Origin of the sequence: Hymenobacter ginkgonis (genome assembly GCF_009755225.1) — a bacterium.
Taxonomy (GTDB): Bacteria; Bacteroidota; Bacteroidia; order Cytophagales; family Hymenobacteraceae; genus Hymenobacter; species Hymenobacter ginkgonis.
Genome location: NZ_WQKZ01000002.1, coordinates 1,286,274 through 1,311,035 on the forward strand (window position 1 = coordinate 1,286,274; position 24,762 = coordinate 1,311,035).

Genomic DNA, 24,762 nt, shown 5'->3' on the forward strand with positions numbered 1-24,762 from the left:
ATTGCTTCGTCGTTCCTCCTCGCAATGACAAACGAGTTTAAGTAGCTCGCCTAGTTTTCATGCGTAACCTCATTGCTTTCTTACTGCGCTACCAGGGAGTTATGCTCTTTGTGCTGCTGGAAGTTGTGAGTTTGTTTTTGTTTGTTACGAACAGCACCTACCAGCGAGCGGCGTTTTTCAACTCCTCCAATGCTTACCTGGGCGTGGTACTGGCCCGCCGCAAGGAAATATCGGACTACTTCCGGCTCACTGACCTTAACAAGCAGCTGCTGACCGAGAATGCCCGCCTGCGCCAGCAATTGTTTCCGCCCGACTTTGCGCACCGCGAAGCCGACTCGCTGCCCGTGGGCCGCGACACGCTAGGGCACGTCATCTACCGGCACTTGCGGCCGTTGGGGGCAGTGCCGGGGGTAGGGCTACTGGCCCAAAACGCTAAGCCAAAACCAGCGGCGCCCCGCCCTGATACGCTGCTGCTGGGCGGCGCCCGCCTGGCCGCTCAGGATGTTGCCTACCCCCTCGTGCCGGCGCGAGTTATCAACAATTCACTGCGCAGTGTGGATAACTACTTGACACTGAATGTAGGCGCCGCCGATGGCATAGAGCCGGGCCTGGGGGTGCTAAGCGCCGCCGGCATTGTGGGCCGCGTGAAGGCCGTGAGCGCGCACTACGCCACCGTCACGTCGGTGCTGCACTCGAAGTCGGCGGTGGCCGCCAAGATTAAGCGCGACGGCACCTTTGGGAGCGTGAAGTGGCCGGGCGATGATTTCAGCCACATGCTGCTCGACTACATTCCGCGCCAAAACCGGCTGGTGCGCGGCGATACGGTGGTGACGTCGGGCTACAACGCGGTGTTTCCAGAAGGCGTGTTTATTGGCACCGTCGAGTCGTTTGTGAAGGAGCCGGACAAGAACTTCTGGACTGTAACCTTGCGGTTGGGGACCGATTTCAGCCGCCTTACCTACGTGTACGTGGTGCACAACCGCCCCCGCGCCGAGCGCGATTCGCTCGAAGCCAGCGTGGTAGCGCCCGAGCCGCCTACGCCCAAATTAGTTGTCCCTAAACACCCCCCGCGATGAGTGTAGTTGGAATGCTGGTGCGGCAGCTGCTGCGCTATGGCCTCTATGCCGGGGCTTATATCTTGCTCATCAGCCAGTTGTCGTTGTTCGACCGGGGCTGGTGCTTTTTCTACCTGGGCTTTTTGCTCTTTCTGCCGCTCGGCACGCCGGTAGCGGTGCAGCTACTGCTGGGCTTCGCCATGGGCCTGACCATGGACATTACCTATGATACCGGCGGGCTGCACGCCGCAGCGGCCGTGCTGCTGGCCTACTTGCGCCCCTGGGTGCTGCGCCTGCTCACGCCGCGCGACGGCTACGACGCCCAGGACAGCGTGAATGTGCACCAGATGGGTTGGCAGTGGTTTATGGTGTACCTGCTGCTGCTCGTAGGCCTGCACCACCTGGCGTATTTCCTGCTTGAACTGGGCTCGTTCCGCCACTTTGGGCTCACGCTCACGCGCATTCTGGCTAGCATCGCCTTCACCAGCGTGGCCATGCTGATAGTGCAGCTACTATTTTTCCCCGTGCGGCGGGGCAGGGGGTAGGGATACAGCGCGGGCTTTGCGGGCCTGCACTATGCAAAAGCGTGTGCAGTTGGCCCGGTTCTGGCATCTTTAACAGGAAAATAAGGCCGGTTGGCCCACTAGATATGCGTATCGTCCTGCTTTGTTGCTTGTTGCTGATGACTGTCTTGCTCGCCGATTCGGCCGCGCCGGGGCCGCCTACCCCCTTCGCGGCGCAGTGGACAAAGATTGACGGCTTGCTGAAAAAAGGCCTCACGGCCAGTGCCGCGCCGCTGGTCGAAAAAATTTACCAGCAAGCCAAAAAGACCCACAACTCTCCGGCTTATGTGCGGGCATTGCTCTACAAAATACGGCTGCTGCAAGCCAAGCAGGACGACGCCGACGAGAAAGCCATTGCCCTACTCGAAAGCGATGTAAAAACGGCGCAGTTTCCGGCCCGGCCTATTATACACTCGCTGCTGGCCGAGCTATACGCCAACTACTACAACCAGCACCGCTACCAGCTTTACCAGCGCACGGCGGGCGCTACCCCCACCGCCAGCGCCCAGCCCAGCGGCGCCGACGGCGGCACTACCCTCGCCGCCTGGGACGCCCGCCGGCTGGGGGCGGCCATTGTGCAGCACTACGAGTTGTCGGTGGAAGATGAACCCCAGCGGCAATTGAAAACTACTCTGGCCGACCTCGGCGACCTGGCGGCTGGCGGCGACGCCGAAGGCCGCCAGCTGCGGCCCACGCTCTACGATTTGCTGGCTCAGCGCGCCATCGCGGGCTTGCAAAACCAAGAACTGTACATCACGAAGCCTGAGCAGCAGTTTCAAGCGACTGACCCCAAGCTGTTTGGCAGTGCCCAAGAATTTGCGGCGCTGAAGCTGACGGGCCCAGCCGCCGACTCGCTGAGTGGCCAGCTGCACGTGCTGCGCCTGTTGCAGCGCCTCACGGCCGCGCGCTTGCCGCTGGCCGCCACCAACCCCGCCGCTCTGGCCGATGTGGACTTGCAGCGCCTCGACTACCTGCGCGGCCTCACAGTGGGCACCGACCTGGCCAGCCTGTATGAGCCGATGCTGGTACGCCTGGCCGAAACGTATAAAGCCCTACCCCTCAGCACGGAATTTATCGCTCGCCACGCCGAGGCCCAGCGCGAAGCCGGCCACAACGTGGCCGCCGTGCAGCTCGCTCGCGAAGCCGAAGCGCGGTTTCCCAAATCGCGCGGCGCGGCACAAGCCCGCACGCTGCGCCAGCAGGTAGAGCGCCCCGAGCTAGCCTTTGTGGCCGCCGATGTAGTTGTACCCGGCCAGCCCTGGCGCTTCGATATCACAGCGCGCAACGTGACCGCCCTACAGGCTTGGGCTTACCGTATTACGCTGCAAGAGTGGCGCAACTTTAGCCAGTACGACGAGCGCAATCGGACCTTACCCCAGCGCTTTGCCCGCGCCCTCAAAGCCGCGCCCGCTGCTACTTGGGGAGTGCCCGTGCCAGCGTCGCCCTTGGATTATAAGGAGCAAAAGCTGGCCGCTGCCGGCGCGCCGCTGCCCATCGGCTACTACCTGGTGGTGCTCAGCAACCAAGCGGCCAGCCCTACCCGGCAGCAGCCCGGCGACGTGGCCGCTTATGCCGTGGTGGGCGCCAGCGAGCTGAGCGCCCTCAACCGGCGCGACGTCGATACCGGTGCCACGCAGCTGCTGGTGTTGCAGCGCCAAACCGGCGCGCTGCTAGCCGATGTGCGCGCCCAAGCTATTTATACCCACTACGACCGCCAGCTGAACAAGCAGGTAGACCGCCTGGGGTCGGTGGTGCAAACGAATGCCGCAGGCGAAGCGCCCCTGCTAACGCCCACGGAAATAAGAACTGCCGGGAGCATCTCGATTACTGAAATTCTGAGCAGCGTGCGCGTGTGGCGCGGCCCCGATACGCTGCTGCTCCGCAATGTGAACGGCTACTACCAGCCCCGGCCTAGTGCCGATGCTCCCGCCCAGCGCCACGCGTTTTTATTCAGCGACCGCGCCATTTACCGGCCGGGGCAAACGCTGTATTTCAAGGGAATCGTAACCCAAACGCTGAGCGGCAAAAACAGCTTGCTTACCGGCCAGCCGGTGAGCGTGCGACTGGTCGATGTGAATGGCCAGACCGTGCAAACGCTGCCCTTCACCACTTCTGATTTTGGTTCTTTTCACGGTTCAGTGGTGCTGCCAGCGGGCTTGCTCAACGGCGAAATGAGCCTGCAAACCGACGACGGTAGCCTCAGCTTTGCGGTGGAGGACTACAAGCGGCCGACTTTTTTGGTAACGCTCGACTCGGTGCCTGGCCGGCCACAACTGGGCCAGCCGCTTACGGTGGGGGGTAGGGCCCGCGCCTACGCCGGCCAGCCCACCGACGGCGCCACGGTGCAGTACCGCGTCACGCGGCGCGAGCTGTGGCTGCTCGACTACGGCTTCGGCGGGCGCGGTATCTCGCGGCCGGGGCCAGGCCGCGGCAGCCAGGAAATCGCTCACGGCACCGCCACCACCGATGCTGAGGGCCGCTTCAGCCTCACCTTTACGCCGCCCGTGGTGCCCCGCGTGCCGGGTGCGCGCCGGGGCTGGGAGCCGGGCTACCTGTTTGAAATAACGGCCGATATAACCGACGCGGCCGGCGAAACGCGCAGCGCCAGCCGGAGCTTCCCCATTGGCCGCAACCCGCTGAGCCTGGCTATTACGGGCCCCGCCACGGCCGACCGCCAGGCCCTACCCCCCTTCACGTTGCTAGGCACCAATGCCACCGGCGAGCCACTGCCTGCCGCGGGGGTGCTGCGCCTGCTGGCTCGCCATTTTCGTCCCAATCCGGCTGGGGTGCCCGGCCCCGTATCCGAAGCGGAAGACAATGAATTGGCGCCGACTCTGGTCAAAACGCAATTATTTGATACCAAAAACGGCCCCGCGCTCGACCTAACCGGCCTGCTGGCCGACGCCCCCACCGGCCGCTACCGCCTCGAAGCCCAGGCCACTGGCGCCGACTCGGCGCGGGCGCACCTCGACTTCACCTTCTATGATTCGCGGGCCACGGCTATCCCCTTCGCCACGCCCGACTGGTTTGTGGCACCCGCCGACAGTGTGGCGCCCAGCCAGCCCGCCACGGTGCTGCTGGGGAGCAGCGATGCCGGTGCCCGCATTCTGCTCGAAGTGGAGCGCGGTGGCCAACTCCTGCGCCACGAGTGGCTGACGCTGAGCGCCAACGAGCAGCGCCGCCTCACTATCGAAAGTGGCCCGGCTGCATCCTCAGGCCCGCTCTACATCCACACTACGCAGGTGCGCGACAACCACCTCTACCGCCACGATGCCACGGTGCAAGTAGCCGAAAAGCCGCAGTCATTGCAGCTCGCCATCAGCACTTTCCGCGACCGGCTGCAACCCGGCCAAAAGGAGACTTGGCGCGTTACCATCCGCCAGGCCAATGGCCGCGCGGCCGACGCCGAGCTGGTGGCCACGCTCTACGACCAGAGCCTGGATATTTTCCGGCGGCACAGCTTTAGTGAGCTCAACTTTGGTGGTGATTATTACCCGGCGCGTTTTGGCTGGCAAGGGAGTTTTGGGTCGCTGTATTCGCAGGAAATGGCTGCTGGCTTGGCGGTTGCGGAGCAAGCGGCGGTGCGGTATCCATCGCTCAAGCTTAGCCTGTCGGATAAGGAGCAGGTAGTGCAGGAAGTGGTAGAGTACAAAGTCAGAACGGACGTGACGGGTGCTGTGTCAATGGCCGCGCCCAGCGCTAGCCCGCGCGTAATGATTCGGGGCGCCCGCGCCATCGGTGCTGACGCCAAGCAACTGAACGAAGTCGTAGCCGTTGGCTACGGCACGCCCAAAGCGCCCGCGCCCGACCTCAGCACCGTGCCTACCCGGTCCGATTTCCGCGAAACGGCCTTCTGGCAGCCGGCCCTACGCACGGATAAAAACGGCGACCTCGTGCTCGAATTTCAACTGCCCGAGGCCGTGACGCGCTGGCAGCTGCTGGCCCTGGCCCACGACAAAAACCTGCACGCTGGCCAGCTCGCCCGCCAGCTTGTGACGCAGAAAGAAATCCAGATTTCGCCCAACGCGCCGCGCTTCCTCCGGCCCGGCGACACGTTCACGTTCCCGGCCAAATTCTCAAACCTCACCGATAAGCCCGTCAGCGGTACGGCCCAACTGTTTTTGCTCGACGCGGCTACGGGTCAAGATATTACCAGCCAGCTGCTTAAAGGCGATGCTCAGCAAGCGGTGGCCGCCGCGCCGCACCGGAGCGTTGCTTTGGGCTGGAGCTTGAGCCTACCCCCCGATTTTGCACCGACCGCCGTTACCTACCGGGTTGTGGCGCAAAGCCAAGCCGCCGTGGGCAGCGGGCAGCCAACTGATAAGGGCCGCAGAAGCAAGCGTCAGGGCACCTCAATTCAAAAAGCAGGGGTAGGGGCTACCTATTCCGACGGCGAGGAAAACACGCTCCCTGTGCTGCTCAACCGCCTACTCATCACCGAAAGCCTACCGCTGCCCATCGTTGGCCCCGGCACCAAGGAGTTTGAGTTGAAAAAACTGACCAGCACCAGCAGCCCGACCCGCCGCAACTACTCGCTGACGCTAGAAATGACGGCCAACCCCGCCTGGTACGCCGTGCAGAGCCTGCCCTACCTGATGGAATACCCGTATGAGGGCGCCGAACAGGTATTCAGCCGCTTGTATGCCAACTTGTTGGCAGCGCAGATTTTGAAGTCCAATCCGCGCTTTAAAGCCGTACTGGCCGAGTGGACGCGCCAAGCCCAGAGCGGTACCGCCACCCAGAAAAATGCCCTCGCCAGCAAGCTAGCGCAAAACCAGGAACTCAAAAACCTGCTCTTGCAGGAAACGCCGTGGGTGCGCGATGCCCAGGGCGAAACCGAGCGCCTGGCCCGCCTCAGCACGCTGTTTGACGAAACGCGCCTGCAAGGCGAAACGGCCCGCGCTCTGGCCAAGCTCCAGCAGATGCAGGGGGGGAGCGGGGCCTTCCCGTGGTTCGAGAAAATGCCCGATGACCGCTACATCACGCAGCTTATTGTGGCGGGTTTTGGCAAGCTGAAGAAGCTCAATGCCTTCGACGCCAGCCAGGACGCTACCGCCCGCACTATTCTGCAAAATGCGCTCGGCTACCTCGACGCCACCACGGCCCGCGACTACACCTTGCTGCGCCAGCAAAACAACGTGAAGCTGGCCGACAACCACCTCGGCGACTTGCAAATTCAGGCGCTATATGCGCGCAGCTTCTGGCCGCAGCCGGCCATGCTGGCCAGCGCCAAAGCCGCCTACGCCTACTACCGCGGCCAGGCGGCCACCTACTGGCTTGCCCAAACGCGCTACCTACAAGCGCAAGTAGCGCTGGCCTTATTCCGGGAAAATAAGACGGCCGCTGCACCTCAGGCAATCCTGCGTGCGCTGGCTGAAAACGCCCTCCACTCGCCCGAGCTGGGCATGTATTGGAAGGACGTGCGCGGCGGCTACTATTGGCGCGAGGCGCCCACCGAAACGCAGGCCACGCTCATCGAAGCCTTCGACGAGGTCAAAAACGACCAAAAGTCGGTGGACGAGATGAAGCTCTGGCTGCTGGCCCATAAGCAAACCCACAACTGGGAAAGCACCCGCGCCACCGCCGATGCCTGCTACGCCCTGCTGCTGCGCGGCACCGACTGGCTGGCCACCCCGCAGCCGATACAAAGTAGCGTGGGCGGCGAAAAAGTTAAGCCCGAGACTAGCCAAGCCGGCACCGGCTACTTCAAAACCAGCTGGCTGGCAGCCGATATCAAGCCTGCTCAGGGCCGGGTAACTGTTACGAAAGCTGATGCGGGCGTGGCCTGGGGCACCCTCTACTGGCAGTATTTTGAGGACCTGGATAAGGTGACGCCCGCCGCTACCCCCCTCAGCCTTGAGCGTGAACTGTACCGCGAAACGCCCTCGGCGGCGGGCCCGCAGCTTACGCGCATCACGGCTGCTACCCCCCTCCATGTAGGCGAGGCGCTGGTAGTACGCCTGGTGCTGCGCACCGACCGCGAGCTCGAATACGTGCACCTTAAAGACCAGCGCGCCGCCGGCCTCGAACCCCTAAGCCAGACGAGCGGCTACCGCTACCAAAACGGCCTGGGCTATTACGAGAGCCCCCGCGATGCGGCTACCAACTTCTTTCTGAGCACCGTGCCGCGCGGCACCCACGTATTCGAGTACCGCTTGCGCGCCAGCCAAGCGGGTAATTTTTCGGGTGGTCTCAGCCAGGTGCAGTGCCTGTATGCTCCCGAGTTTGGGGCCAATTCGGCGGGGCAGCGACTCACGGTCGCGCCACAATAACCCGGTGGCAACAGGCACGTTGGCCCCCTTGGCCGCAACAATCACTGGCACTGTTTGGTGAGCGCCAGCTGGCTGTGGCCGAGGGGGGTAGCGCCTTAAGCGGGGCACTGGCTCAGCTTGTGCGGGTGGGGGCTGGCCCCTATTTTTGTTTTTCTAAATTATTCAGTAAGTTATAAATGAGGAAGCTAGTAGTATTATTTGCCCTGTCGCTGACCACTTCCGCCGCCTGGGCCCAAGCTGATAAAAACCCTTCCGTTACCAAGCTGCCGGGCGAAGAAAGCCTGAGCATTCGCGAGCGGGCCGAGCGTGACTTCCTAATGCCGGTGCGCCGCAAGAAGGCCGCCGAAATGCCCAAGCCCACCGCCTCGGCCGAGCAGTTGAATACCTCGGCGCCCGAAACCGACGCCGAAGCGCATTACAACGAGGCCGCTCCCGACCCGCGCACCGAAGAGACGGTAGCCGTCGCCCACGAAGCTGGCCGCTCGAAGGCCTCACGCCACGCCGCCTGGGTAGCCGCCCGCCGCGCCAAGCTGCGCGAAGAGCGCGCCGAAGAAGCCCGCGCTGAGCGCCGTGCCGAAGCCCGCCGCAGCAGCAAGTCGAGCAAAGCCAGCCGCACCAAAGAAGCCGCTCACAGCAGCAAGGCCAAGCGCCACACCGCCGAAAAAGCCAGCGCGCACCACAGCAGCAAAAAAGCCACTACCCACAAAACCAAGAAGGAAACCACCAAGAAAACCGTGCACCACACGGCGGCCGCTAAGGCCAAAACCAAGACTAAAACCAAAACAGCTACTACCAAACACAAGCACCGCCGCTAAGTATTATTAAAATTATAAGTCACCAAAAAGGCCCGGCAGCAATGCCGGGCCTTTTTGGTGAAAGCGGGGTAGGAGAAAACGAAGAAATGAACCTAAACGTCCTGCTGAGCTTGCCGAAGCATCTCTACCGCGCTATTGGGGGGGGCGTGGTGCGGTAGAGATGCTTCGGCAGGCTCAGCAGGACGTTTTAGCGGGTTTCAGCTGAGTTGACCTACACATTCAGTTGAGTGCTCAAGTAAAACAGGGGGGTAGGAAGCTAGCTAGCCAGCCACGCGCACCACCAGCCCATCGAGGCGGGGAGCGAGGCGAATCTGGCAGCTGAGGCGACTGGTTTCGTGCAGCACGGGCAGCGTATCGAGCATCGCCCACTCGTCGTCGCTGGGCTCAGGAATGGCCGGGCCGGCCAGTACTTCCACGTGGCAAGTGGCGCACAGCGCCATACCGCCGCAGGTAGCCTGAATGGGGTAGTCGTTGGCCTTGAGCAGCTCCATCAGGCTCAGGCCCATGTCGGTAGGCGCTTCCAGCTCGCGCCGCTGGCCGGGGGCTTCCTCCACGTAGATGCGGATATCGTCGGACATAGGGTAAATAAGGGTTAAAAAAGAAGGCAGAATTATCGGCTCGATAATTCTGCCTTCCGCGCACTGTCTACTGTACTTGGGCTATAAGGTTGGCACCCCGTTCACCGTTGTGTACTTGAGCGTGTATTTTTTGTCGGGGTAGATGTACTTAAACGCGCCCTGGCACATCAGCGCCGCTTCGTGGAAGCCGCACAAAATAAGCTTCAGCTTGCCCGGGTAGGTGTTGATGTCGCCGATGGCGTACACGCCGGGCAGCGACGTGCTGTAGTCCAACGTGTTTACCACTACCGCGTCGTTGTCCAGTTCCAGGCCCCAATCGCCGATGGGCCCAAGCTTGGGCGTGAGGCCAAACAGCGGGATGAAGTGGTCGAGCGGCACGGTTTCGGCGTCGCCAGAGTTGGCCGTGATGGTTACTTGCTCCAAGTGGCCGTTGCCGTGCAGGTGCGTAACGTTGCTGCTGAGCACGAGCTTGATTTTGCCGGCTTCGTGCAGCTTCTGCACTTTCTCGGCCGAGTCGGCGGCGCCGCGGAACGTGGTGCCGCGGTGCACGAGCGTCACATCCGACGCTACGTTGGCCAGGAAATTCGTCCAGTCGAGGGCCGAATCGCCGCCGCCGGCAATCACGATTTTCTTATCGCGGAAGTGCTCGGGGTCGCGTACCATGTAGTGCACGCCCTTACCCCCCTCAAAGCGCTCGAGGTTTTCTACAGCCGGCTTGCGCGGCTCAAACGAGCCCAGGCCGCCCGCAATAGCCACCGCCTTGCACTGAATTTCGGTGCCATCGGTAGTATAGAGCTGAAACGAGCCGTCGTCGAGCTTCGCAAAGCGCTCGACGCGCTCGCCCAGCGTGAAGGTGGGGTGGAAGGGCTCAATCTGCTTCATCAGATTATCCACCAAGTCGCCGGCCAGCACTTCCGGAAAACCAGGAATGTCGTAAATCGGCTTCTTCGGGTAAATTTCGGTGAGCTGGCCGCCGGGCTGGGGCAGGGCATCCACCACGTGGCAGCGCAACTTTAGCAAACCAGCTTCAAACACGGCGAAAAGGCCCACCGGGCCGGCGCCGACAATACAGATATCGGTGGAAATGACAGCAGACATTCAGGAAAAAGCTTGATTCTTTAGAATGATTACAAAGATACGGTAGACCCGCCCGCGCCCGGCACGCCCACTCGCAAGTACTACCCCTGCTGGCGCGCAAAAGCTACTCAACCAGCTTATTTACAACACCCGATAACCTAGGATGATTCGGGTTTTCCCAACCTTTCCGGTGCTGATTGCCAACCAATCGGGGCCACTAGGCTGCACCAAAAAGCCCCGGCCTGCAATAGGCCGGGGCGAGTAAGGGGGGTAGGGCTAGGTGCTAGCGGCGGGCCGATACGTTGTCGTAGCTCAGCGAATCGTGGTAGCCGAGGCCGGTGAGCAGGCACTTGGTGGTAGTGAAAAACTTGGTTTCCTTCGACTCGCCCGTGATGCTGAGCATGGCCGCGCCCGTGGCAGTACCCATAGTGCCATCGGGCTGCAGGCCGGGCCGGCAAGTAGCATCGCGCACTACACTGGCCCTGAGGCCAGTACGGCGGTCGCCCCCGTTCAGTTGATACACTTGGATGGACGCCACCTGTGGGCAGCCCCCACCCACAGTAGACGTCCAGTCGATTTCAACCGGAATCGTCACCTGCGACTTGTTGCCCACCCGCAGGTCGGCCACGTAGCGGAAGGCGCGGGTGCGCTGGGCAATTTTAATAAAAGTGGTATCGTAGCGCATAATGCGGGCCGCCGCGCCCGTAGTAGGCGAGCTCTGAGTGGCCATATTCGATTCGCGACACGAGGCCAAAGCCGCCAGAGCTATCACAAGGAGTAAGGGTTTTTTCATGACAGTAAGTAAAAGAACAGATAATACAGTGGAGATTAAACGGAGAACCTGCTCGCTCGGATGCCGCCAAGGCCAAGCCACTGGCCAAGCAAGGGGGTAGGGGCTAAGGCAGTAGCCCAGCAAAGCAGCAAGCAGGAGTAAGAAATCTTTGTTGCCCTGGCTACCGCAGCTTTGACCGGTGAAGCAGAGGTTGAGCTTTCTACTTGGAAAGCAAGAACCGTGCGAGTAGCTGCCGGATGGTGGCGAGCCAAATAGCGCGCGTTCCTGCTTTTCGGCCCCGCTCAACGCGGGTTTTGGGGGTAAGGAGCTTTCCGTCTGCTTCCGTTAAAGAACTGCGCCACCTATTTCCTAGGCCGGCCCATTAGTAGCAACCAACCAGTACGCACCGCTGGGCGGCAGCCCTACCCCCATTCAGTCAGAAAGCTGAGCTAAACAATTTACTGCGTGCCGCGTTAAAACTCCCTTACCTTCGGTGATGGATTTCCACCGTGAACCGCCAAGGCCCCGGCTTTGAGCTAATGATTCCTACGCCACCTACGGGCTACCTAGCCTGCGGCGCGTAGGTTTTTTTGTTGGCTTTTAACGCTCCTTGCCCGTGGCTTTTCGTGCTACCCGCTTCCGGTTTCTTCGGCCGCTACTCGGCTTCGAGCAAACCCCCTACGTGCTGTTTTTGGGCCGCTGGCTGCTGATTTGTGCGGCTGTGGCCGTGCTGGTAGGTTCGGCGTCGGCCGGGTTTCTGCGGGCGCTCGACTGGGTTACGGCCTGGCGCGAGGCCCATGCCTGGGTTATCTGGCTGCTACCAGTGGGCGGCTTTCTGGTGGGGGCCAGCTACCATTACTGGGGCGAAAGCGTGGTGCGGGGCAACAACCTGCTGCTAGACGAAATTCACCAGCCGCGGGCTACCATTCCGCTGCGCATGGCGCCGCTCGTGCTTTTTGGTACGCTGGCTACGCACCTGTTTGGCGGCTCGGCGGGGCGCGAGGGCACGGCCGTGCAACTCGGCGGCACGCTAGCCGACCAACTCACGCGCTGGCTAGGGGTGCGCCCACGCGACCGCAAGCTGCTGCTCATCGCGGGCATTAGCGCGGGGTTTGCGTCGGTGTTTGGCACCCCGCTGGCCGGGGCCGTGTTTGGGCTCGAAGTATTTTTGATTGGCCGCATTCGCTACGACGCGTTGGTACCCAGCTTTTTGGCTGCCATCGGCGCCGACCTCGTGACTAAGGCCTGGGGCGTTGGGCACACGCATTACCCGCAATTGGCAGTGCCCGGTATCACGGTGGTGGGCCTGCTACTCACGGTGGGGGCCGGGCTGGCGTTTGGCCTGGTGGCGCGCGGTTTTGCCTCGCTCACGCACCTGCTGGCGCACCTGTTTCGGCGCATTGCCTACCCCCCATGGCGGCCGGTAGTGGGAGGCACGCTGGTAGCGCTGGCCGTGTGGGCGCTGGGCACCACCAAGTACATTGGGCTAGGTGTGCCTACCATCGTGGCGGCATTTCAAGCACCGCTACCCCCGCAGGATTTTCTTATCAAGCTAGTGCTCACGGCCCTCACGCTGGGCTGCGGCTTCAAGGGGGGCGAAGTCACGCCGTTGTTTTTTATCGGGGCCACGCTGGGCTCGGCGCTGGCGCTGGTTCTGCCGCTGCCGGTGGCGCTACTGGCGGCCATGGGCTTCGTGGCCGTGTTTGCGGGCGCGGCCAATACGCCCTTGGCCTGCACGCTGATGGGGCTAGAACTGTTTGGCGCGCAGGCGGGGGCCTACCTAGGGCTGGCCTGCGTGGTGGCCTACTTGTTTTCGGGGCACGCGGGCATCTACTCGGCGCAGGTAGTGGGCCAGGCTAAGCACCTGCGCTTCGGCCGCGAGCAGGGCCAGTTGCTGAGCAATATTGCAGCCCATCGCCAGCGGCGGCCGGCCGCCACGGGCCGCAAAGCCCAGACCTGAGGCGCCGGGCCCTTATACTTGGTGGGCCTCGACGTTTTAGAAGGGGGTAGGCACTGCCGCGCCAAAGGCAAGGCCTGTTCGGTAAGCTAGCCTCCTAAAGCAAAAAAAGGCCCTCACATTGCTGTGAGGGCCTTTTCTGTGGTCGTATAAGGTCCATGTTTATGCTAAGCCATGCTAAGCCATGCTAAGCCACGCAGCCGTTTTTGGCGAGAGAGTAAATTCCTGCTGCGTGGCTTAGCATGGCATAGCGTGAGGTGGCATAAAAACCGACCCCAAAATCGCCCCCACTAGGCCGCTCGCTTGCGGGGCGACTTGCGCATAAACTGCTGCACCAATTCCAACTCGTCCACGCCCACATAGGCGTTAAAGGCTTCCTCAGTTTGGTGGCCGGTAGCCTGCATAATTGAGCGCGCTGGCACGCCCTGGTAGAGCTTGAGGGTCACGAATGTTTTGCGGCCAATCTTGGTCGTAAGGTTTAGCCTGGTCAAATTCACCAAGCGCTGCACCACTTTTAAAAACTCATTCGCTCTGTAGCATTCCGGCACGAGCAGGTCGAATAGGGTGCGGTGCTCATACCGCTCGGCCAGCTCGACGGGCCTAAACAGCGAGTCGTCATAAAACGGGATGTACACCGTCACGTCGCTCTTGGCGATGTTGTCGAGCACGATGAGGTTGCCGCGCACGTGCTGCCAGGCGGCCCGGTTCGCGTCGCTAATGCGCAGGCCGGTGTAGCAACACTGAAGGAATTTATCACGGGCTAGCTCCACGTGGCCAATCCAGGCTTCCCAGGAGTCGGCGTCCTGATGGTGACCCGTGCTGCGGCCTAGCTCTACGCGCAGCAGGCCTAGCTGCTCTCGAGTGGCCGCGTCGCTGAAGTCGAGGTCGGCAATTTGATGCAGCTCCTTTTCGCTAAGCGCATCTACTTGGCCTTTCTGGGTCGAGGCTACAAACTTCCGGTAGTGCCGGTGCACCGGCAGGTCTTTCTCCAGCTCGACCCAGCTGAGGAAGGTTTTGAGCCTGCTGATGTGCTTGCCAAAGGTGTTGACGCCCTGGCCTAGCTCATCGAGCATGTAGGTGCGAAAGTCCTGGTAAAAAGCCAGGTCCAGCTCCTCGATGCGTAGGGCAATTTGGCGCGCTTTCTGGTACGCTAGAAACCGCTCCAATGTAGCCTTGAACCCGGCTTGAGCCGTTTTACTCAGTGGTTTGCCACTGCGACCGCGGGGCCGGTTGATGTGCTCCTTCATCCACTCGTGCTGCAAGCTTTCGAAGTCGGTGGCCTGCGCCTGCGCTGCCGGCACTGGCTCGACTACGGGCGTGAGGCTGAGGGATGCCTGCACGGCGGCCTTCAGTTCCAGCACAGGCAGTTTGCGGCCCTCTTTACGAGCAGTTTCCAACGCGCTCTCCGCTGCCTCGTGGGCCCGGTTGAGGCGTGGATTGATGCTGGCATGCGGAGTGCCGCGCACGGCCCGCACCTGGTGGTTGTCAGCGTCCCAGTGTTCTGGGCGCACTACCGTGCCAGTGCCTAATTTAACCCGATTGCCCTCCCACCAGATAATAAGTTGAATCTGCGCGGTTCCGTCGGCCGCTATGCGGTCAGTGCGCAACTGACGGGTGATTTTCATGGATAATTATTTCTTAGTAAGCCACTTATACTCCAAAGGCCATATCGTTTTGTGGGGTTTTGTGCTGAGCATCCAATTCGCATGCTCTTAAGTAATGGTGCTTGCCTTTTTCTGGGTTATTCAAATAATCCTTTAATAATATAGCGTAGCCGTAGTGAGTCGGTGCATAATTTGGATGAAGTTTTAGTGTGTACTCAAATTGTGTTTTTGATTTATAATATTGCCCTGACTGGGCAAGTAATATGGCATAATTTCGGTGACTATCTATATTATGCTTGTCGTCCCTCAATGCGATTTCATAATGATGAATTGCTTTTTGAGGGTCATTAAAGTGAAAATTATGTAGTATAGCATAATTATTGTGCGCATATAAATTATTCGGTTCTGCTTTTATTAACGCCTCTAAAATGATTTTCGCTTTATTATATTTTTTTGTGGCGTAATAAATATTAGACTTTATAATTGATAAACTAGTGTGATTGGGATATGTAGAATTAAGTTCTTGTATTGCTATTTCTCGCTCGTCTTCGTCTTGTATTTTTATGATTTCCTGTGCTCTATCTTGAATGCTAATTTTAGTAATTGTAGAGACGTAATCGAATACTTTTACTAATCCGATTTTCAAGTCAAATGTGCAAAGTACTTCATGCGCGAATTGTCTCAGATAAATGAAATGCCTTATTTCATCAAAATCTACAAATTCATCGCCAGATACATCGATTGGTTCACCTGATTTAGCAGTTTTTATTTGAAATGCGAAACCTTTATTTTGTGTGGCCTCTGCATAATCGTCTTTTATAGAAGGGTCTACGTGAGCACCGCCATCTTTGTCAGCTAGTGATTTTATCAATAAAGACCTTGTTAACTTTGCTGCATCAGTAATTGATACAAATGAATTCCACCAATCTTTGAAGTTTAACTCTATGGTTGGAATTGATAAATTAGGCATAAATGAAGATGCTCCATTTGTAAAAGCCATTATTAAAGAACTAAATATTATACTTCTTTTATCTGGAATGGGTGAAATAGAATAGTAATTAATATTATCTTTTAATCCTAGTTGAGTAAGTAAGCTCTGACTTCTGCTTCTGCTACCTGATTCAGGGTCAGATAATAACACTCGTAGAATTACAGCCATACGGATTGCTTCGGAAGAATTGCCCGCATCGTAAAGCTGGCATGAGCTTCTAAGAAATTCAAGTTGCTCAAAAAGGGAGTTCTGTAATTCTTTAGTAGTTTTTAGATGTTCCATAATGCTTAGTGCATTTTAGTAATAAATCTTATAAGGTTCTATCTGCCACTATACATTATGCAATGCTATTGACTTCAAAGATGAATGTGAGTCGACGGCAACATATTAAAAATCGCTAGCTGCTTTTTTGGAAAGAGCGGTAGTGAGGCTAGCTACCAACGATTGCATAGAGCGGTCGGTCTGAGCCTTAATCTCATTCCACTGTCCTTTAGTCATTGACATACAGCCAGTTTTTTCATTTTCCAGCGGTCCTACGCTGCACAGTTTGCTACCAACTGCATCGTGAACCAAGTCAGTGATTTCATACTTGTATTTACCGTCTTTTAGGTAAACCGAGATAGTGTATTTCACGATGCCGGCAGGATAGTTTGCCCCGAGGCTGCGCACGGTGGTTGCGAGTACTGGCTTGCCCACTAGCTGGCCAGCCGTGCGGTCTTGCATTTGCAGCACATTGTTGGCACTGTTGTAAGTTTTGGCAAACCACTCGCTGGCGCGGGTGTATAGCTCATCTTTGGTAGCACCAGGCACATCTACTACGTCGGTATAGGTAATGCGATGGGTTTCGGCGCTGAGTGGAAGGGGGCCTGCGGGGGCAGTTTGGGCGCTGGCGCTAAAGGATAGGGCCAGTAGACTGCTTATTAGTAAAGGTTTGAACATTAGTTTGGGTGGGATGGCTTTTCAGCTGAGCTTAAGGAACTTGATCGAATGTGTCTATGAACTGCCGCAAAAGGAGCAGATTTGTAGCAGTAAGGTGAGCTAGCCTATGGTCGTCATTAGCAATGCTTATTACTAGGTTTTTGCTATGCCCCATGCCTACCAAGTGACCGTTTATGAGAATTGCGCTTCCATTTACACTTAGTACTTGCGGAATGGCCTTTATATCAGGTAGAACTGGGCTGTCGTGGGTATCTTGATTACGTAGTTGGTTTAGTAAATCCCAAGCTTGAATCTGTTCAGGAGTCAGAAATAAGGCTTTCCATTTGTCAAGCTCAGCAGTGGCTTTGCCTGGCTTATTTATTTGCTTCATCCAAACTCCGTGGTAGAATCTAATCTGCTGGTATGCTTGTAGAAAAGACCAAAAGGCCTGCTTAGCCTCAGATAGGTCGTTGGGATCATCCTCTTTGGCATTGACCGAATGATAAAGACGAGTTTGCTCCTGTACAACGTCATTAGCCTGACGTGCCCAAGCATACTTCTCTTCCATTGAAACACGTATTTGTGCAGCTGGCATAACAGTTAGGGCAATTGTGGCTGGCGCGTGATTTTCACCTCTTCGAAGAGGCGAAAACCTGAACTAATCCACTCCATGAAACGCCATCGCCGCTGGTCACCATTATGCTAGGTTCCTTATTGGCTTTTTTGATGTAAGTAGTCTCATCCTTCATCACTTCTGCTACCGCAGCTTCTGCAAGCTTTTTAACATTTTCACGATTAAGCGTATCGCTAACCAGTACATACTCGGCTGGTGGCAATCGATAACGTCTACCATCAGAACCAACTATTATTCTGCTGAACCCGCGGCTTTCCATTTGAGAATGCAGGTCAGTATAATCTTCGCTGTCATCAATTCGGTGCAGCACAACGCGAGTCATGAAATACATAGGAGATGTCTATTCGTGGGGTTAGGTAGGGCGATTAAATGCCACTCTTAATAGAGTGATTGTTTCGTCTTTGGAAGCAAGAAGCGCATCCTTCATCTGGAGCTGAGCACGCAGACTTTCCACATCTTTCTCAGCTAGTAATAACTGGTTTTTCAAGCTGTCAAGCTCAGCACTATAAATATGTTGCTGCTGATTCGCAGTTCCTTGGTTATTGCCAATTACTGGACTGCGAAAAAATTTTTGGTTTGGGGCAGATTCAAGTTTGTTTTCGTTCGTGGGTGGGAAAAGAGGCTCACCCTTGCCGGTGAGTAGAAAAACAGGATTGGTATGTTCAAAGTGGGTTAGAATATTCTCCAGAAAGTCAGAACTAGGCTTAGATCCACGTTCTAGATAATTGCGCACAGTGGTTTCACTCACACCAAGGGTTTGAGCGAACGTCCTGACCTTCAAGTCTAGAGCGGATATCAAAATTTTTAGGCGCTGACCAATAGGCACTTGCTCCATTTCTGGTTTCTCAAAGCTGATTAATATGTTCAATGGAGTATCCAGATTGAACATGGCGGCGTATGTTTGTGACAAGACAAGTCAACGCACCTGCAAGAAAGGCCAGGCAGGGCGAACAGTGTCAATCACACCATGACCACACCGCTCAGTACCGATAGGATGAAGTACTACCAGCTAATGGCGCTGGTGTGCGAAGACCTTACCGCCAATACTAAGGCCATCGACGCGATGGTGCGCGGTGGTCATGAGGCCACGTCGTCGCAATTGATGGCCGTGCGCTTTGGGCGAAATGTGCACTTAACCTGGCTCATTGACCTAGTGCGCGTCATCCTGCCCACCTACTCCATTCCTGATAATCTGCTGCCAGCGCCTACGGCGCCGGCTGTCGTTGACGCGAGCTTATTCCAAGAAGCCAGCTTATAAAATCTATCCTTTTACCTCTCTCACTTCTCTCACTTCTCACGCCCATGCACCTGAACACGACCCCCGCACCGCCGGCTGGCAAACCCTGCATCCGCGATATGCACGAACTGCTGCGCGACCACTTGCCCCCGCAACTCGTGATGCTTACCCCCTTGCAGGAGCTGGAGCGCCGCCTGCACGAAATCGCGGCCCAGCATCCGCGCTTTCGGGAAGAAACGCCCTTGGTGCTGGCCGGCGAAATCAAGCGCCGCAGCCGCTACAGTCGCTTTCTGGAAGTATCCGCTAACCAGATGCAGGTCGCCTAGTCCTATGCCCAAGCAACTGACTTTCCCCCGCGTGTCACTCACTGACGCCACGACCGGCAAGCGATTGCGTGTGTCGGGTTTCGCACCTGGTGCGGCCTTAGTGCCCGTTCCGCAGCCCGAACCCATCCTGGGCTACTGCTACCAGGCCGGACACCTGACGGTGTATGTGAGCGGCACCATGCCGCTCGATATGCGCTCGGCTCAAGAGCAGGGCTGCACCGACCAGGAAGCCTGGCTGGTGGACGAACTGCCTGCGGGTATTAAGGAAATCGACCTTACCGACTGCCGGCGCGAATTCAGCCTCCTGAAAGCCGCCTAACCCTCACTCTGCTTCCTGCCCAGCCGCCCATCTAGCTATGCTGCTCGACCTATCTACCTCCGAACAAGTCAACGACCTCAAGCAGCTGATGCTGGAGATGCGTGCCGAACTGCGCGACCTGCGCAAGGCACCCGTCACTAACGAGCCGCTTATGAGCATCGAAGAGGTGGCCGAGTACACCCGGTTTGAGCGGCGCACCGTCGAAAAGTGGGTAGCAGATGGCGAATACGGGCTAGGGGGTAAGAAAATCTACCTACACGCTGCTCGGTATAGCGGCCGGCTGCGCTTCAAGCGCGCCGACGTGGAGCAATTCGGGCTCGGCGTGGGTGTGCTGACGCCTTCCGTCGCCGGCGAAGCACCTCAACCAACTAAGGCCCCAGCGGCCAAATCAACCCGCAAAAAAAGTGCGCCTGTCGATTCTCGGCAGGCGCTGAAAGTAGCTTAATCAATTCATTTCCAAATTCTCACACCATGTCCCTTCACCTCATCACCATTGACCAACTCATGCAGCTGGATCCCAAAACCCTGAAATATGCCCTGGGCATGTTTCAGAAAGAACTCGACGGTACGCTGGCCTTCTTGGCGGAGACGCCGGAGGCCCGTAAAGACGAGCAGGTGCTGACCGACCTCGACCACCTGCTCACGTTGCGCAAAGTCTTTAAGCTGCGCATCGAGGAGTTGGAGGCTGAGCAGGCTGAACAGCCGGCGATGGGAGTTTCTCAGTCTGCCTTAGCTGCTGCCTAGATGTCGGTTCTCACTATCTACACCTCTCAGCCGGCCAGCTACAACTCGCGCGTTTTTGCGGAGTACCTGGCCGCGACGCTGGAGCATCCGGTGCTGGTACTGCCACTGTCTGAAATGCCGAAGCCACTGCCAGAGCGCCTGGCTCCGCTGCGCCTCGAGCGCGACGAGCTGTGCCAAGAGCTAGCTGTCATCGGCTGGCACCTGGAGCAATACGCCAGCGGCCTCAGCCTACCCGACGCCTGCCACGAAAACGGGTTGCTGGCCGACCGCGAGGCCAAGCAAGGCCGCCTCCGTGCCGTGGTAGCCACCTTGGCCGCAGTTCAGAAAGGGGGGCTGGCCAATGGATAAGCGTCTGACTATCGAGGAGCTATCGCGCCAGCCGCTGATCCTAAGCAGTATAGACTTAGGTACTAGGTATTTCACCGACCTCAGCGGCAAGGATATCTTCAACACTGACCAGGTGCAGGCCAGCGCGATGGTGCGCATCGCAGCTGCGCTGGAAGCCCAGACCGAGTTGATGCGCGCCACTAGAGCCGGCTTCACGGCTGAGCAGCTGGAGCAGTCAGAAACGAACCTCTTCCATGCGGTGCAGGATAAGGAGTCGCGTTTGGTGACAATCAATTTTTTGGCTACTACCCCCGCCATTGCCATGCTGTTTGTGCGCAACATCGCGGAAGTAGTCAAGGTGGCTATGGAAGCAGCTGCGCAGCAGGAAGGAGGGCCGCAGCATGGGTAGCATAGTAGTAGCCATCGAAAAGCAGGATGTGCCGGCGTTCAAAGAACTGCTCGAAACCCACGACTTAGTGGATGTGGTGAGAGAGGAAGGGCCGATTACTACGCGTGGTGCGCCGGTGTACCATTTCACCCTGGATGCTGGCTTAGGCAACAGCATCAATTACTTCTACCTGGGTGGGGCATGGGCCAGCATCTTGGAGAAGCAGAAAGGAGGGCGTTCAAGTGGCTAGCTACCTGCCTCATATCGCCTATTTTCTCCTGATGGTAGTCGGTGGCTACTTGCTGCTGCGCTCCGGTTATCGGCACGGCTACAACGATGGTGTCACCGACACCCAGAATGCGCTCGCCGCCTCAATACGAAGCCAGCTGGCTAAGCGATCGCCTAAACCCTAACCTTCATTCTTCCCCTTCCCATCCATGAGTACCATCAAAGTGCACGTCCAGAGTCTGGCTGACCTGGATAATAAGAAGCCAGCTATTACTGACTTCGACGTGACCAAGGCCCAAAGAGCTACCACACTCGACTTCGCTATCCTGGAAAGCGGCGCCGTGAGTGGGAACACTTCCGTGATACTGGTGCTCACCAGCTTAAGCGGCCAAACTATTTACACAGAGTGCTCCGCCAAGGAGTTCGAAGCATTGGCCAAGGCGACGCGTGACGCCGTGGGCATATTCGGCAAGTAATTATAATTCTGATTGTTATCTCTATCCTTTTCCAAAATGGACCATCCTTTAGCCCCCCTGGCTGCCGAGCTAAAAACGCTCCAGCACAAACTCAATCACTGCACTTACGAAGCAGTATTTGGGCGCACGATAGATGAGCGTCAGATCAACACGAGTGCTGCGGTTGAATTGCGAGGCCGCATGGACGTCCTGCTTAGCCAGGCTGGCGATGCGGCGAACCAGCTGGTCACCTTAATGCGAAGCCCATCCAATGGTAGGCTAATGACAGAAGTCGCAGATTTCATTCGGCTAGTCGAGGAATACCAGCCCCCCTTCACTAGCAAGCTGCAAGCTGGCTCGCAAGCCTGCTCGATACCTGGGCCAGCTGGAATGCCTCACGATTGGCCTCAAGCTACGGCTGCACCTAGATAAAAACATACCCCGTCTCTCGGAGATGTGCGCGCCCGGGTGGGACCTCTTGCGCGCACAGCTGGCTTCGTTGCTGGCCGGGGAACTATTGCTCAGCTGCAACCTGAGCAATTTCCTTCGTTAACTACCTCTTAACTACTTATGTACCGTCCAGCATTTGCGCCCTCCAAACTGCGCCTCAACTACGAAAAGACCTGGCAGACGTTGACGCGCCTGTTCAAGCAGCCCGGCCTCATTAAGCCGGCCCAACGACCGGAACATTTAGAGGAGGCCCTTGCCTCTCAGAAGTTTAAGCTCCCAAAGATAAAGGGGAATGTTGTACACACGATGAAGGAAATAGTAAATATTTTCATCGCAAACTACAAAAAGGCCTCGGGCACCATCAACCTGGCTATTAAGACCACGCGGCGGGGGCTTATGAAACGTGGTAGTAACCACGACCCTAAGACCGCCTACCGCCACATTCTGGCCCTCATCGAATACGGGTTTCTGCGCGGCAAGGTGCAGATCAAAGGTGGCCTCCAGCTGCTCATCAATCCTGCCTGCTTGGTGTTTGACGCCTCCCCTGCCGAAGCCGCAGCAGCGCTGGCTCCAAGTTATCCACAAGCCCCCGCCATGCCCACTGTGAGCCCCGCTGAGGGCCTGGCGAGCCTGCTGGCTTTTGCCTCAAAATCGACGCAAAAACGAGGAAAACCTTCTTAAAAAACTCAATGCGGGCATTTATCCCCTCTCTATAGGATTGGAGCTTTCATAAATGCTATGAAGCATAGGAACGTCGGTTTTCGGACGACTTATCCACGGCCCAGGTGTCAATAAGCCGGGGCTAGCTGAAAAAAAAAGGAGGGGCGGGCCGCGCCGAGCGGGCCGCAGGCCACCACACCACCGTCCCCGGCGCGTGGGTAGGGGCCGCTTTTGCCAAAATTTTGAAAAAACCGCCTCATGGCCACTACCTCACCCACCCACTCGCTGAGCGCGAAGGCAGCCCGAGCTGCCGATAAGCAGATTCCACTGGTCAGCATCATGGCCAAGCTCGGCCGCACGCCCGTCGGCATCGCGGCCGGCGAGAACTACTACTACCTCTCGCCCTTTCGGGAGGAGAAAACTCCCTCCTTCGTCGTGTGCGCCCCCAAAAACGTGTGGGTAGACTTTGGCGAAGCTCCCGAGCCGGGCCAGAAAGCAGCCGGGGGCGACGTGCTCAAACTCATCATGAAGCTCACGGATTTCGACCTACCCAAGGCGCGCCTGGTACTGCGGGCCTGGGCCAGCGACCTGGCTACCCCAGCTGAGCTGGCCTTGCCCCCCGCGCCGGCCGGCGAAACCTACGTCACGGGCAAAGTCACCTTCAGCGACGTACGCGTGGAGCCGCTCAGCTGGAAGCCCTTGGTGCAGTATCTGGAGAGCCGGGGCATCAACTGGAGCCTGGTGCAGCAGAGTCAGCGGACCCTGGCCCACTTGCAGCAGATCTTCTACCGCACCTCGACCAGCGTGCGCGAAAAGCCCTACTTCGGGCTGGGCTGGAAAACGGATGCCGGCTGGGAAGTGCGCAGCAAGGGGTTCCAGGGCACCATCGGCGGCAAAGGTCTTACCTGGTTGCTGGGCCGCCAGCGCGACGAAGTGCTCGTGTTTGAGGGCTTTATAGATTACCTCTCGGCCCTGACGTGCTACGGGCAGAGCTATTTCGCCCAAACCGTGCTCATCCTAAACTCGGTGAGCATGCTCGTGGAGGCCTTGCCCCAGCTGAAGGAAGCCAAAATGGTGCACTGGTACGGAGACAACGACGTCGCCGGCGAGCGCGCCCTGCACCTGTTGCGGCAGGTAATGCAGGGCAAAGTGCAGGCCCACAATGAAGAATACCGCGGCTACAAGGATCTCAACGACTTCCTAACCAAAACCCCGCCCAGTAAGCCGCTACCTCCCAAGCGGGCCGAGCCCAGCAAGCTCAGCCAAACCGCCGCCTACTGGCTGTGGGTGGTATTCAACGAGCGCGCCCCTGGTACGCCTGAGGCAGCCGGTAAAAAGCGCAAGTGCACTTTCTACACCTACACCAACGACGCGGCCGGGCTGGAATACCTGCGCGTGCTGCGCAACCGGCTCGGCAACCAGCTGGCCTACTTCCGCCTCTGTGAGCGCACCCACGGCCGCCAGTACAAGATTCTGGAATGGGCTGGCCTCTATCAAACTCAACCTATTACCTCTCAAGCTACTGTAAATGAAAGTCATTAAGGATAATCGCCCTATTGCCCAATTCAAGTTCCCATTTCCCTTTGCTTGTCTCGAATGCAACTCGGATTTGGAAATAGAGGAGGGCGATGTAAACGAAAGAAAAGGAGACAGCGAACGAGGCCGCTTTATCTATTTCACTATAGTGTGTCCCGTTTGTAAACACAGCCAAGTAGTCAAGCCAAATAATACATGAGTAAGCGGCAACACTATCGTGCAGCTGGCCGGAACTGGGAGCATGGCTTCACCCCACATCTGGTATTTCCAGGAAAATCAGTCGAGCAAATCGGACGCACTATTCTAAAGAACCGGGGCAAGGCACAACGCGCCCGGCTCAGCGAGTTGCGGCCCCTCGCAGTGCAGATTCAAGTGCGCACCTGGCTTAACCGACTGAAAAAGAGCTGTATCGGTGGCGAGTTCAAGCGATTAATGCATAGGCGCACCACGCCGGAGGAGTTTGAGCAGCTGCGCCAACGCACCCTCGGCCGCGAATGCAAAATTCTGAAACGGGCTGGGCTTCCATTACCTCTAACCTCTAAGCTAACTAACTATGTGCGAGTGTAAAAAGAAGAACCAAATAGCGGCTGTCAAATACATCGAAGAGAATTTCGGCGGTACACTCAGAGTATCGAGTCTGGCCGCCTCTCTAGTAAATGAAGCAGCACTGAAAGTTGATAATGTGCTGGTGGCGGTAGGCTTCGATGAATACGAGGTGTGGGTGATGCCTATTAAAAAGGATGGCTCAGTGGGCAATTCCAAGAAGCGCCGGATTCCATTTATTCATTCATTCTGCCCGCATTGCGGCGAAAAAGTAGCATGAAACCGCCCAAATTCCTGACCTCCAAAGTGCAAG

At 57.7% G+C, this 24,762-nt stretch carries 26 protein-coding genes and 1 riboswitch; of the genes, 17 read left to right on the plus strand and 9 right to left on the minus strand.

Annotated elements, in window-relative coordinates; genetic code table 11:
• Window positions 1-59: 59 nt before the first annotated feature.
• From mreC to GO988_RS11245, 4 genes are all read left to right on the plus strand, one after another.
• Window positions 60-1,076: a rod shape-determining protein MreC gene (mreC, locus tag GO988_RS11230; protein ID WP_157565240.1), complete on the plus strand. Its 1,017-nt coding sequence runs from the start codon at window positions 60-62 to the stop codon at window positions 1,074-1,076.
• Window positions 1,073-1,600 (plus strand): hypothetical protein, encoded by a 528-nt coding sequence (locus GO988_RS11235; protein WP_157565242.1) that lies wholly within the window; start codon window positions 1,073-1,075, stop codon window positions 1,598-1,600. The genes mreC and GO988_RS11235 overlap by 4 nt, the downstream gene beginning before the upstream one ends.
• A 137-nt stretch (window positions 1,601-1,737) precedes the next feature.
• The gene (locus GO988_RS11240; RefSeq protein WP_157565244.1) at window positions 1,738-7,890 is read left to right on the plus strand and encodes an alpha-2-macroglobulin family protein; all 6,153 of its coding nucleotides are present in this window, start codon (window positions 1,738-1,740) and stop codon (window positions 7,888-7,890) included.
• Between the two features lie 176 nt (window positions 7,891-8,066).
• Window positions 8,067-8,705, plus strand: coding sequence for a hypothetical protein (locus GO988_RS11245; protein WP_157565246.1), 639 nt, complete (start codon window positions 8,067-8,069; stop codon window positions 8,703-8,705).
• A gap of 260 nt (window positions 8,706-8,965) precedes the next feature.
• Here GO988_RS11245 and GO988_RS11250 read toward each other — a convergent pair whose 3' ends face one another.
• The 3 genes from GO988_RS11250 to GO988_RS11260 form a co-directional block, all read right to left on the minus strand.
• A complete protein-coding gene (locus tag GO988_RS11250; RefSeq protein ID WP_157565248.1) occupies window positions 8,966-9,283 on the minus strand; it encodes a 2Fe-2S iron-sulfur cluster-binding protein in 318 nt (105 codons plus the stop codon).
• Between the two features lie 81 nt (window positions 9,284-9,364).
• Window positions 9,365-10,381, minus strand: coding sequence for an NAD(P)/FAD-dependent oxidoreductase (locus tag GO988_RS11255; protein ID WP_157565250.1), 1,017 nt, complete (start codon window positions 10,379-10,381; stop codon window positions 9,365-9,367).
• A 262-nt stretch (window positions 10,382-10,643) separates the two neighbouring features.
• Window positions 10,644-11,153: a hypothetical protein gene (locus tag GO988_RS11260; protein ID WP_157565252.1), complete on the minus strand. Its 510-nt coding sequence runs from the start codon at window positions 11,151-11,153 to the stop codon at window positions 10,644-10,646.
• A gap of 462 nt (window positions 11,154-11,615) precedes the next feature.
• A riboswitch (Fluoride riboswitch) is annotated at window positions 11,616-11,688 on the plus strand.
• A 60-nt stretch (window positions 11,689-11,748) separates the two neighbouring features.
• Between GO988_RS11260 and GO988_RS11265 the strand changes: the two genes are divergently transcribed.
• The gene (locus GO988_RS11265) at window positions 11,749-13,092 is read left to right on the plus strand and encodes a voltage-gated chloride channel family protein (protein ID WP_394351221.1); all 1,344 of its coding nucleotides are present in this window, start codon (window positions 11,749-11,751) and stop codon (window positions 13,090-13,092) included.
• 287 nt (window positions 13,093-13,379) lie between these two features.
• Here the strand turns inward: GO988_RS11265 and GO988_RS11270 are convergent, their stop codons facing one another.
• The 6 genes from GO988_RS11270 to GO988_RS11295 all read right to left on the minus strand — a co-directional run bounded on the left by GO988_RS11270 (window position 13,380) and on the right by GO988_RS11295 (window position 18,125).
• Window positions 13,380-14,714 carry a phage integrase SAM-like domain-containing protein gene (locus GO988_RS11270; protein WP_157565254.1) on the minus strand — a complete coding sequence of 445 codons (1,335 nt, stop codon included), beginning with the start codon at window positions 14,712-14,714 and terminating at the stop codon, window positions 13,380-13,382.
• Window positions 14,715-14,739: 25 nt separating this feature from the next.
• Complete coding sequence (locus GO988_RS11275) at window positions 14,740-15,966, minus strand: tetratricopeptide repeat protein (RefSeq protein WP_157565256.1); 1,227 nt, start codon at window positions 15,964-15,966, stop codon at window positions 14,740-14,742.
• Window positions 15,967-16,071: 105 nt separating this feature from the next.
• Entirely contained in the window at window positions 16,072-16,623 is a 552-nt protein-coding gene (locus GO988_RS11280) for a DUF4468 domain-containing protein (RefSeq protein ID WP_157565258.1), read from the minus strand.
• Between the two features lie 31 nt (window positions 16,624-16,654).
• Window positions 16,655-17,197, minus strand: coding sequence for a hypothetical protein (locus tag GO988_RS11285; RefSeq protein ID WP_157565260.1), 543 nt, complete (start codon window positions 17,195-17,197; stop codon window positions 16,655-16,657).
• A 34-nt stretch (window positions 17,198-17,231) separates the two neighbouring features.
• On the minus strand, window positions 17,232-17,558 hold the full coding sequence (locus tag GO988_RS11290) for a hypothetical protein (protein WP_157565262.1): 327 nt from the start codon (window positions 17,556-17,558) through the stop codon (window positions 17,232-17,234).
• 30 nt (window positions 17,559-17,588) lie between these two features.
• Window positions 17,589-18,125, minus strand: coding sequence for a helix-turn-helix domain-containing protein (locus GO988_RS11295; RefSeq protein ID WP_157565265.1), 537 nt, complete (start codon window positions 18,123-18,125; stop codon window positions 17,589-17,591).
• Between the two features lie 78 nt (window positions 18,126-18,203).
• On the opposite strand from GO988_RS11295, the gene GO988_RS11300 reads away from it, so the two are divergent.
• The 12 genes from GO988_RS11300 (at window position 18,204) to GO988_RS11355 (ending at window position 24,729) form a co-directional block, all read left to right on the plus strand.
• Window positions 18,204-18,494 (plus strand): hypothetical protein, encoded by a 291-nt coding sequence (locus tag GO988_RS11300; RefSeq protein WP_157565267.1) that lies wholly within the window; start codon window positions 18,204-18,206, stop codon window positions 18,492-18,494.
• 44 nt (window positions 18,495-18,538) lie between these two features.
• Complete coding sequence (locus GO988_RS11305) at window positions 18,539-18,799, plus strand: hypothetical protein (RefSeq protein WP_157565270.1); 261 nt, start codon at window positions 18,539-18,541, stop codon at window positions 18,797-18,799.
• Window positions 18,800-18,803: 4 nt separating this feature from the next.
• Window positions 18,804-19,118 carry a hypothetical protein gene (locus GO988_RS11310; RefSeq protein WP_157565272.1) on the plus strand — a complete coding sequence of 105 codons (315 nt, stop codon included), beginning with the start codon at window positions 18,804-18,806 and terminating at the stop codon, window positions 19,116-19,118.
• 37 nt (window positions 19,119-19,155) lie between these two features.
• A complete protein-coding gene (locus GO988_RS11315; protein ID WP_157565274.1) occupies window positions 19,156-19,563 on the plus strand; it encodes a helix-turn-helix domain-containing protein in 408 nt (135 codons plus the stop codon).
• A 26-nt stretch (window positions 19,564-19,589) separates the two neighbouring features.
• Complete coding sequence (locus GO988_RS11320) at window positions 19,590-19,862, plus strand: hypothetical protein (protein ID WP_157565276.1); 273 nt, start codon at window positions 19,590-19,592, stop codon at window positions 19,860-19,862.
• Entirely contained in the window at window positions 19,863-20,210 is a 348-nt protein-coding gene (locus GO988_RS11325; protein ID WP_157565279.1) for a hypothetical protein, read from the plus strand. It abuts the gene before it with no gap.
• A complete protein-coding gene (locus tag GO988_RS11330; RefSeq protein WP_157565281.1) occupies window positions 20,203-20,598 on the plus strand; it encodes a hypothetical protein in 396 nt (131 codons plus the stop codon). The genes GO988_RS11325 and GO988_RS11330 overlap by 8 nt, the downstream gene beginning before the upstream one ends.
• Window positions 20,591-20,827: a hypothetical protein gene (locus GO988_RS11335; RefSeq protein ID WP_157565283.1), complete on the plus strand. Its 237-nt coding sequence runs from the start codon at window positions 20,591-20,593 to the stop codon at window positions 20,825-20,827. Before GO988_RS11330 ends, GO988_RS11335 begins: the two co-directional genes overlap by 8 nt.
• A 187-nt stretch (window positions 20,828-21,014) precedes the next feature.
• Window positions 21,015-21,281, plus strand: coding sequence for a hypothetical protein (locus GO988_RS11340; protein WP_157565285.1), 267 nt, complete (start codon window positions 21,015-21,017; stop codon window positions 21,279-21,281).
• 549 nt (window positions 21,282-21,830) lie between these two features.
• Window positions 21,831-22,391, plus strand: coding sequence for a hypothetical protein (locus GO988_RS11345; protein ID WP_157565287.1), 561 nt, complete (start codon window positions 21,831-21,833; stop codon window positions 22,389-22,391).
• 237 nt (window positions 22,392-22,628) lie between these two features.
• A complete protein-coding gene (locus GO988_RS11350) occupies window positions 22,629-23,912 on the plus strand; it encodes a toprim domain-containing protein (protein ID WP_157565289.1) in 1,284 nt (427 codons plus the stop codon).
• A gap of 547 nt (window positions 23,913-24,459) precedes the next feature.
• On the plus strand, window positions 24,460-24,729 hold the full coding sequence (locus GO988_RS11355; RefSeq protein WP_157565291.1) for a hypothetical protein: 270 nt from the start codon (window positions 24,460-24,462) through the stop codon (window positions 24,727-24,729).
• The last annotated feature ends 33 nt before the right edge of the window (window positions 24,730-24,762 follow it).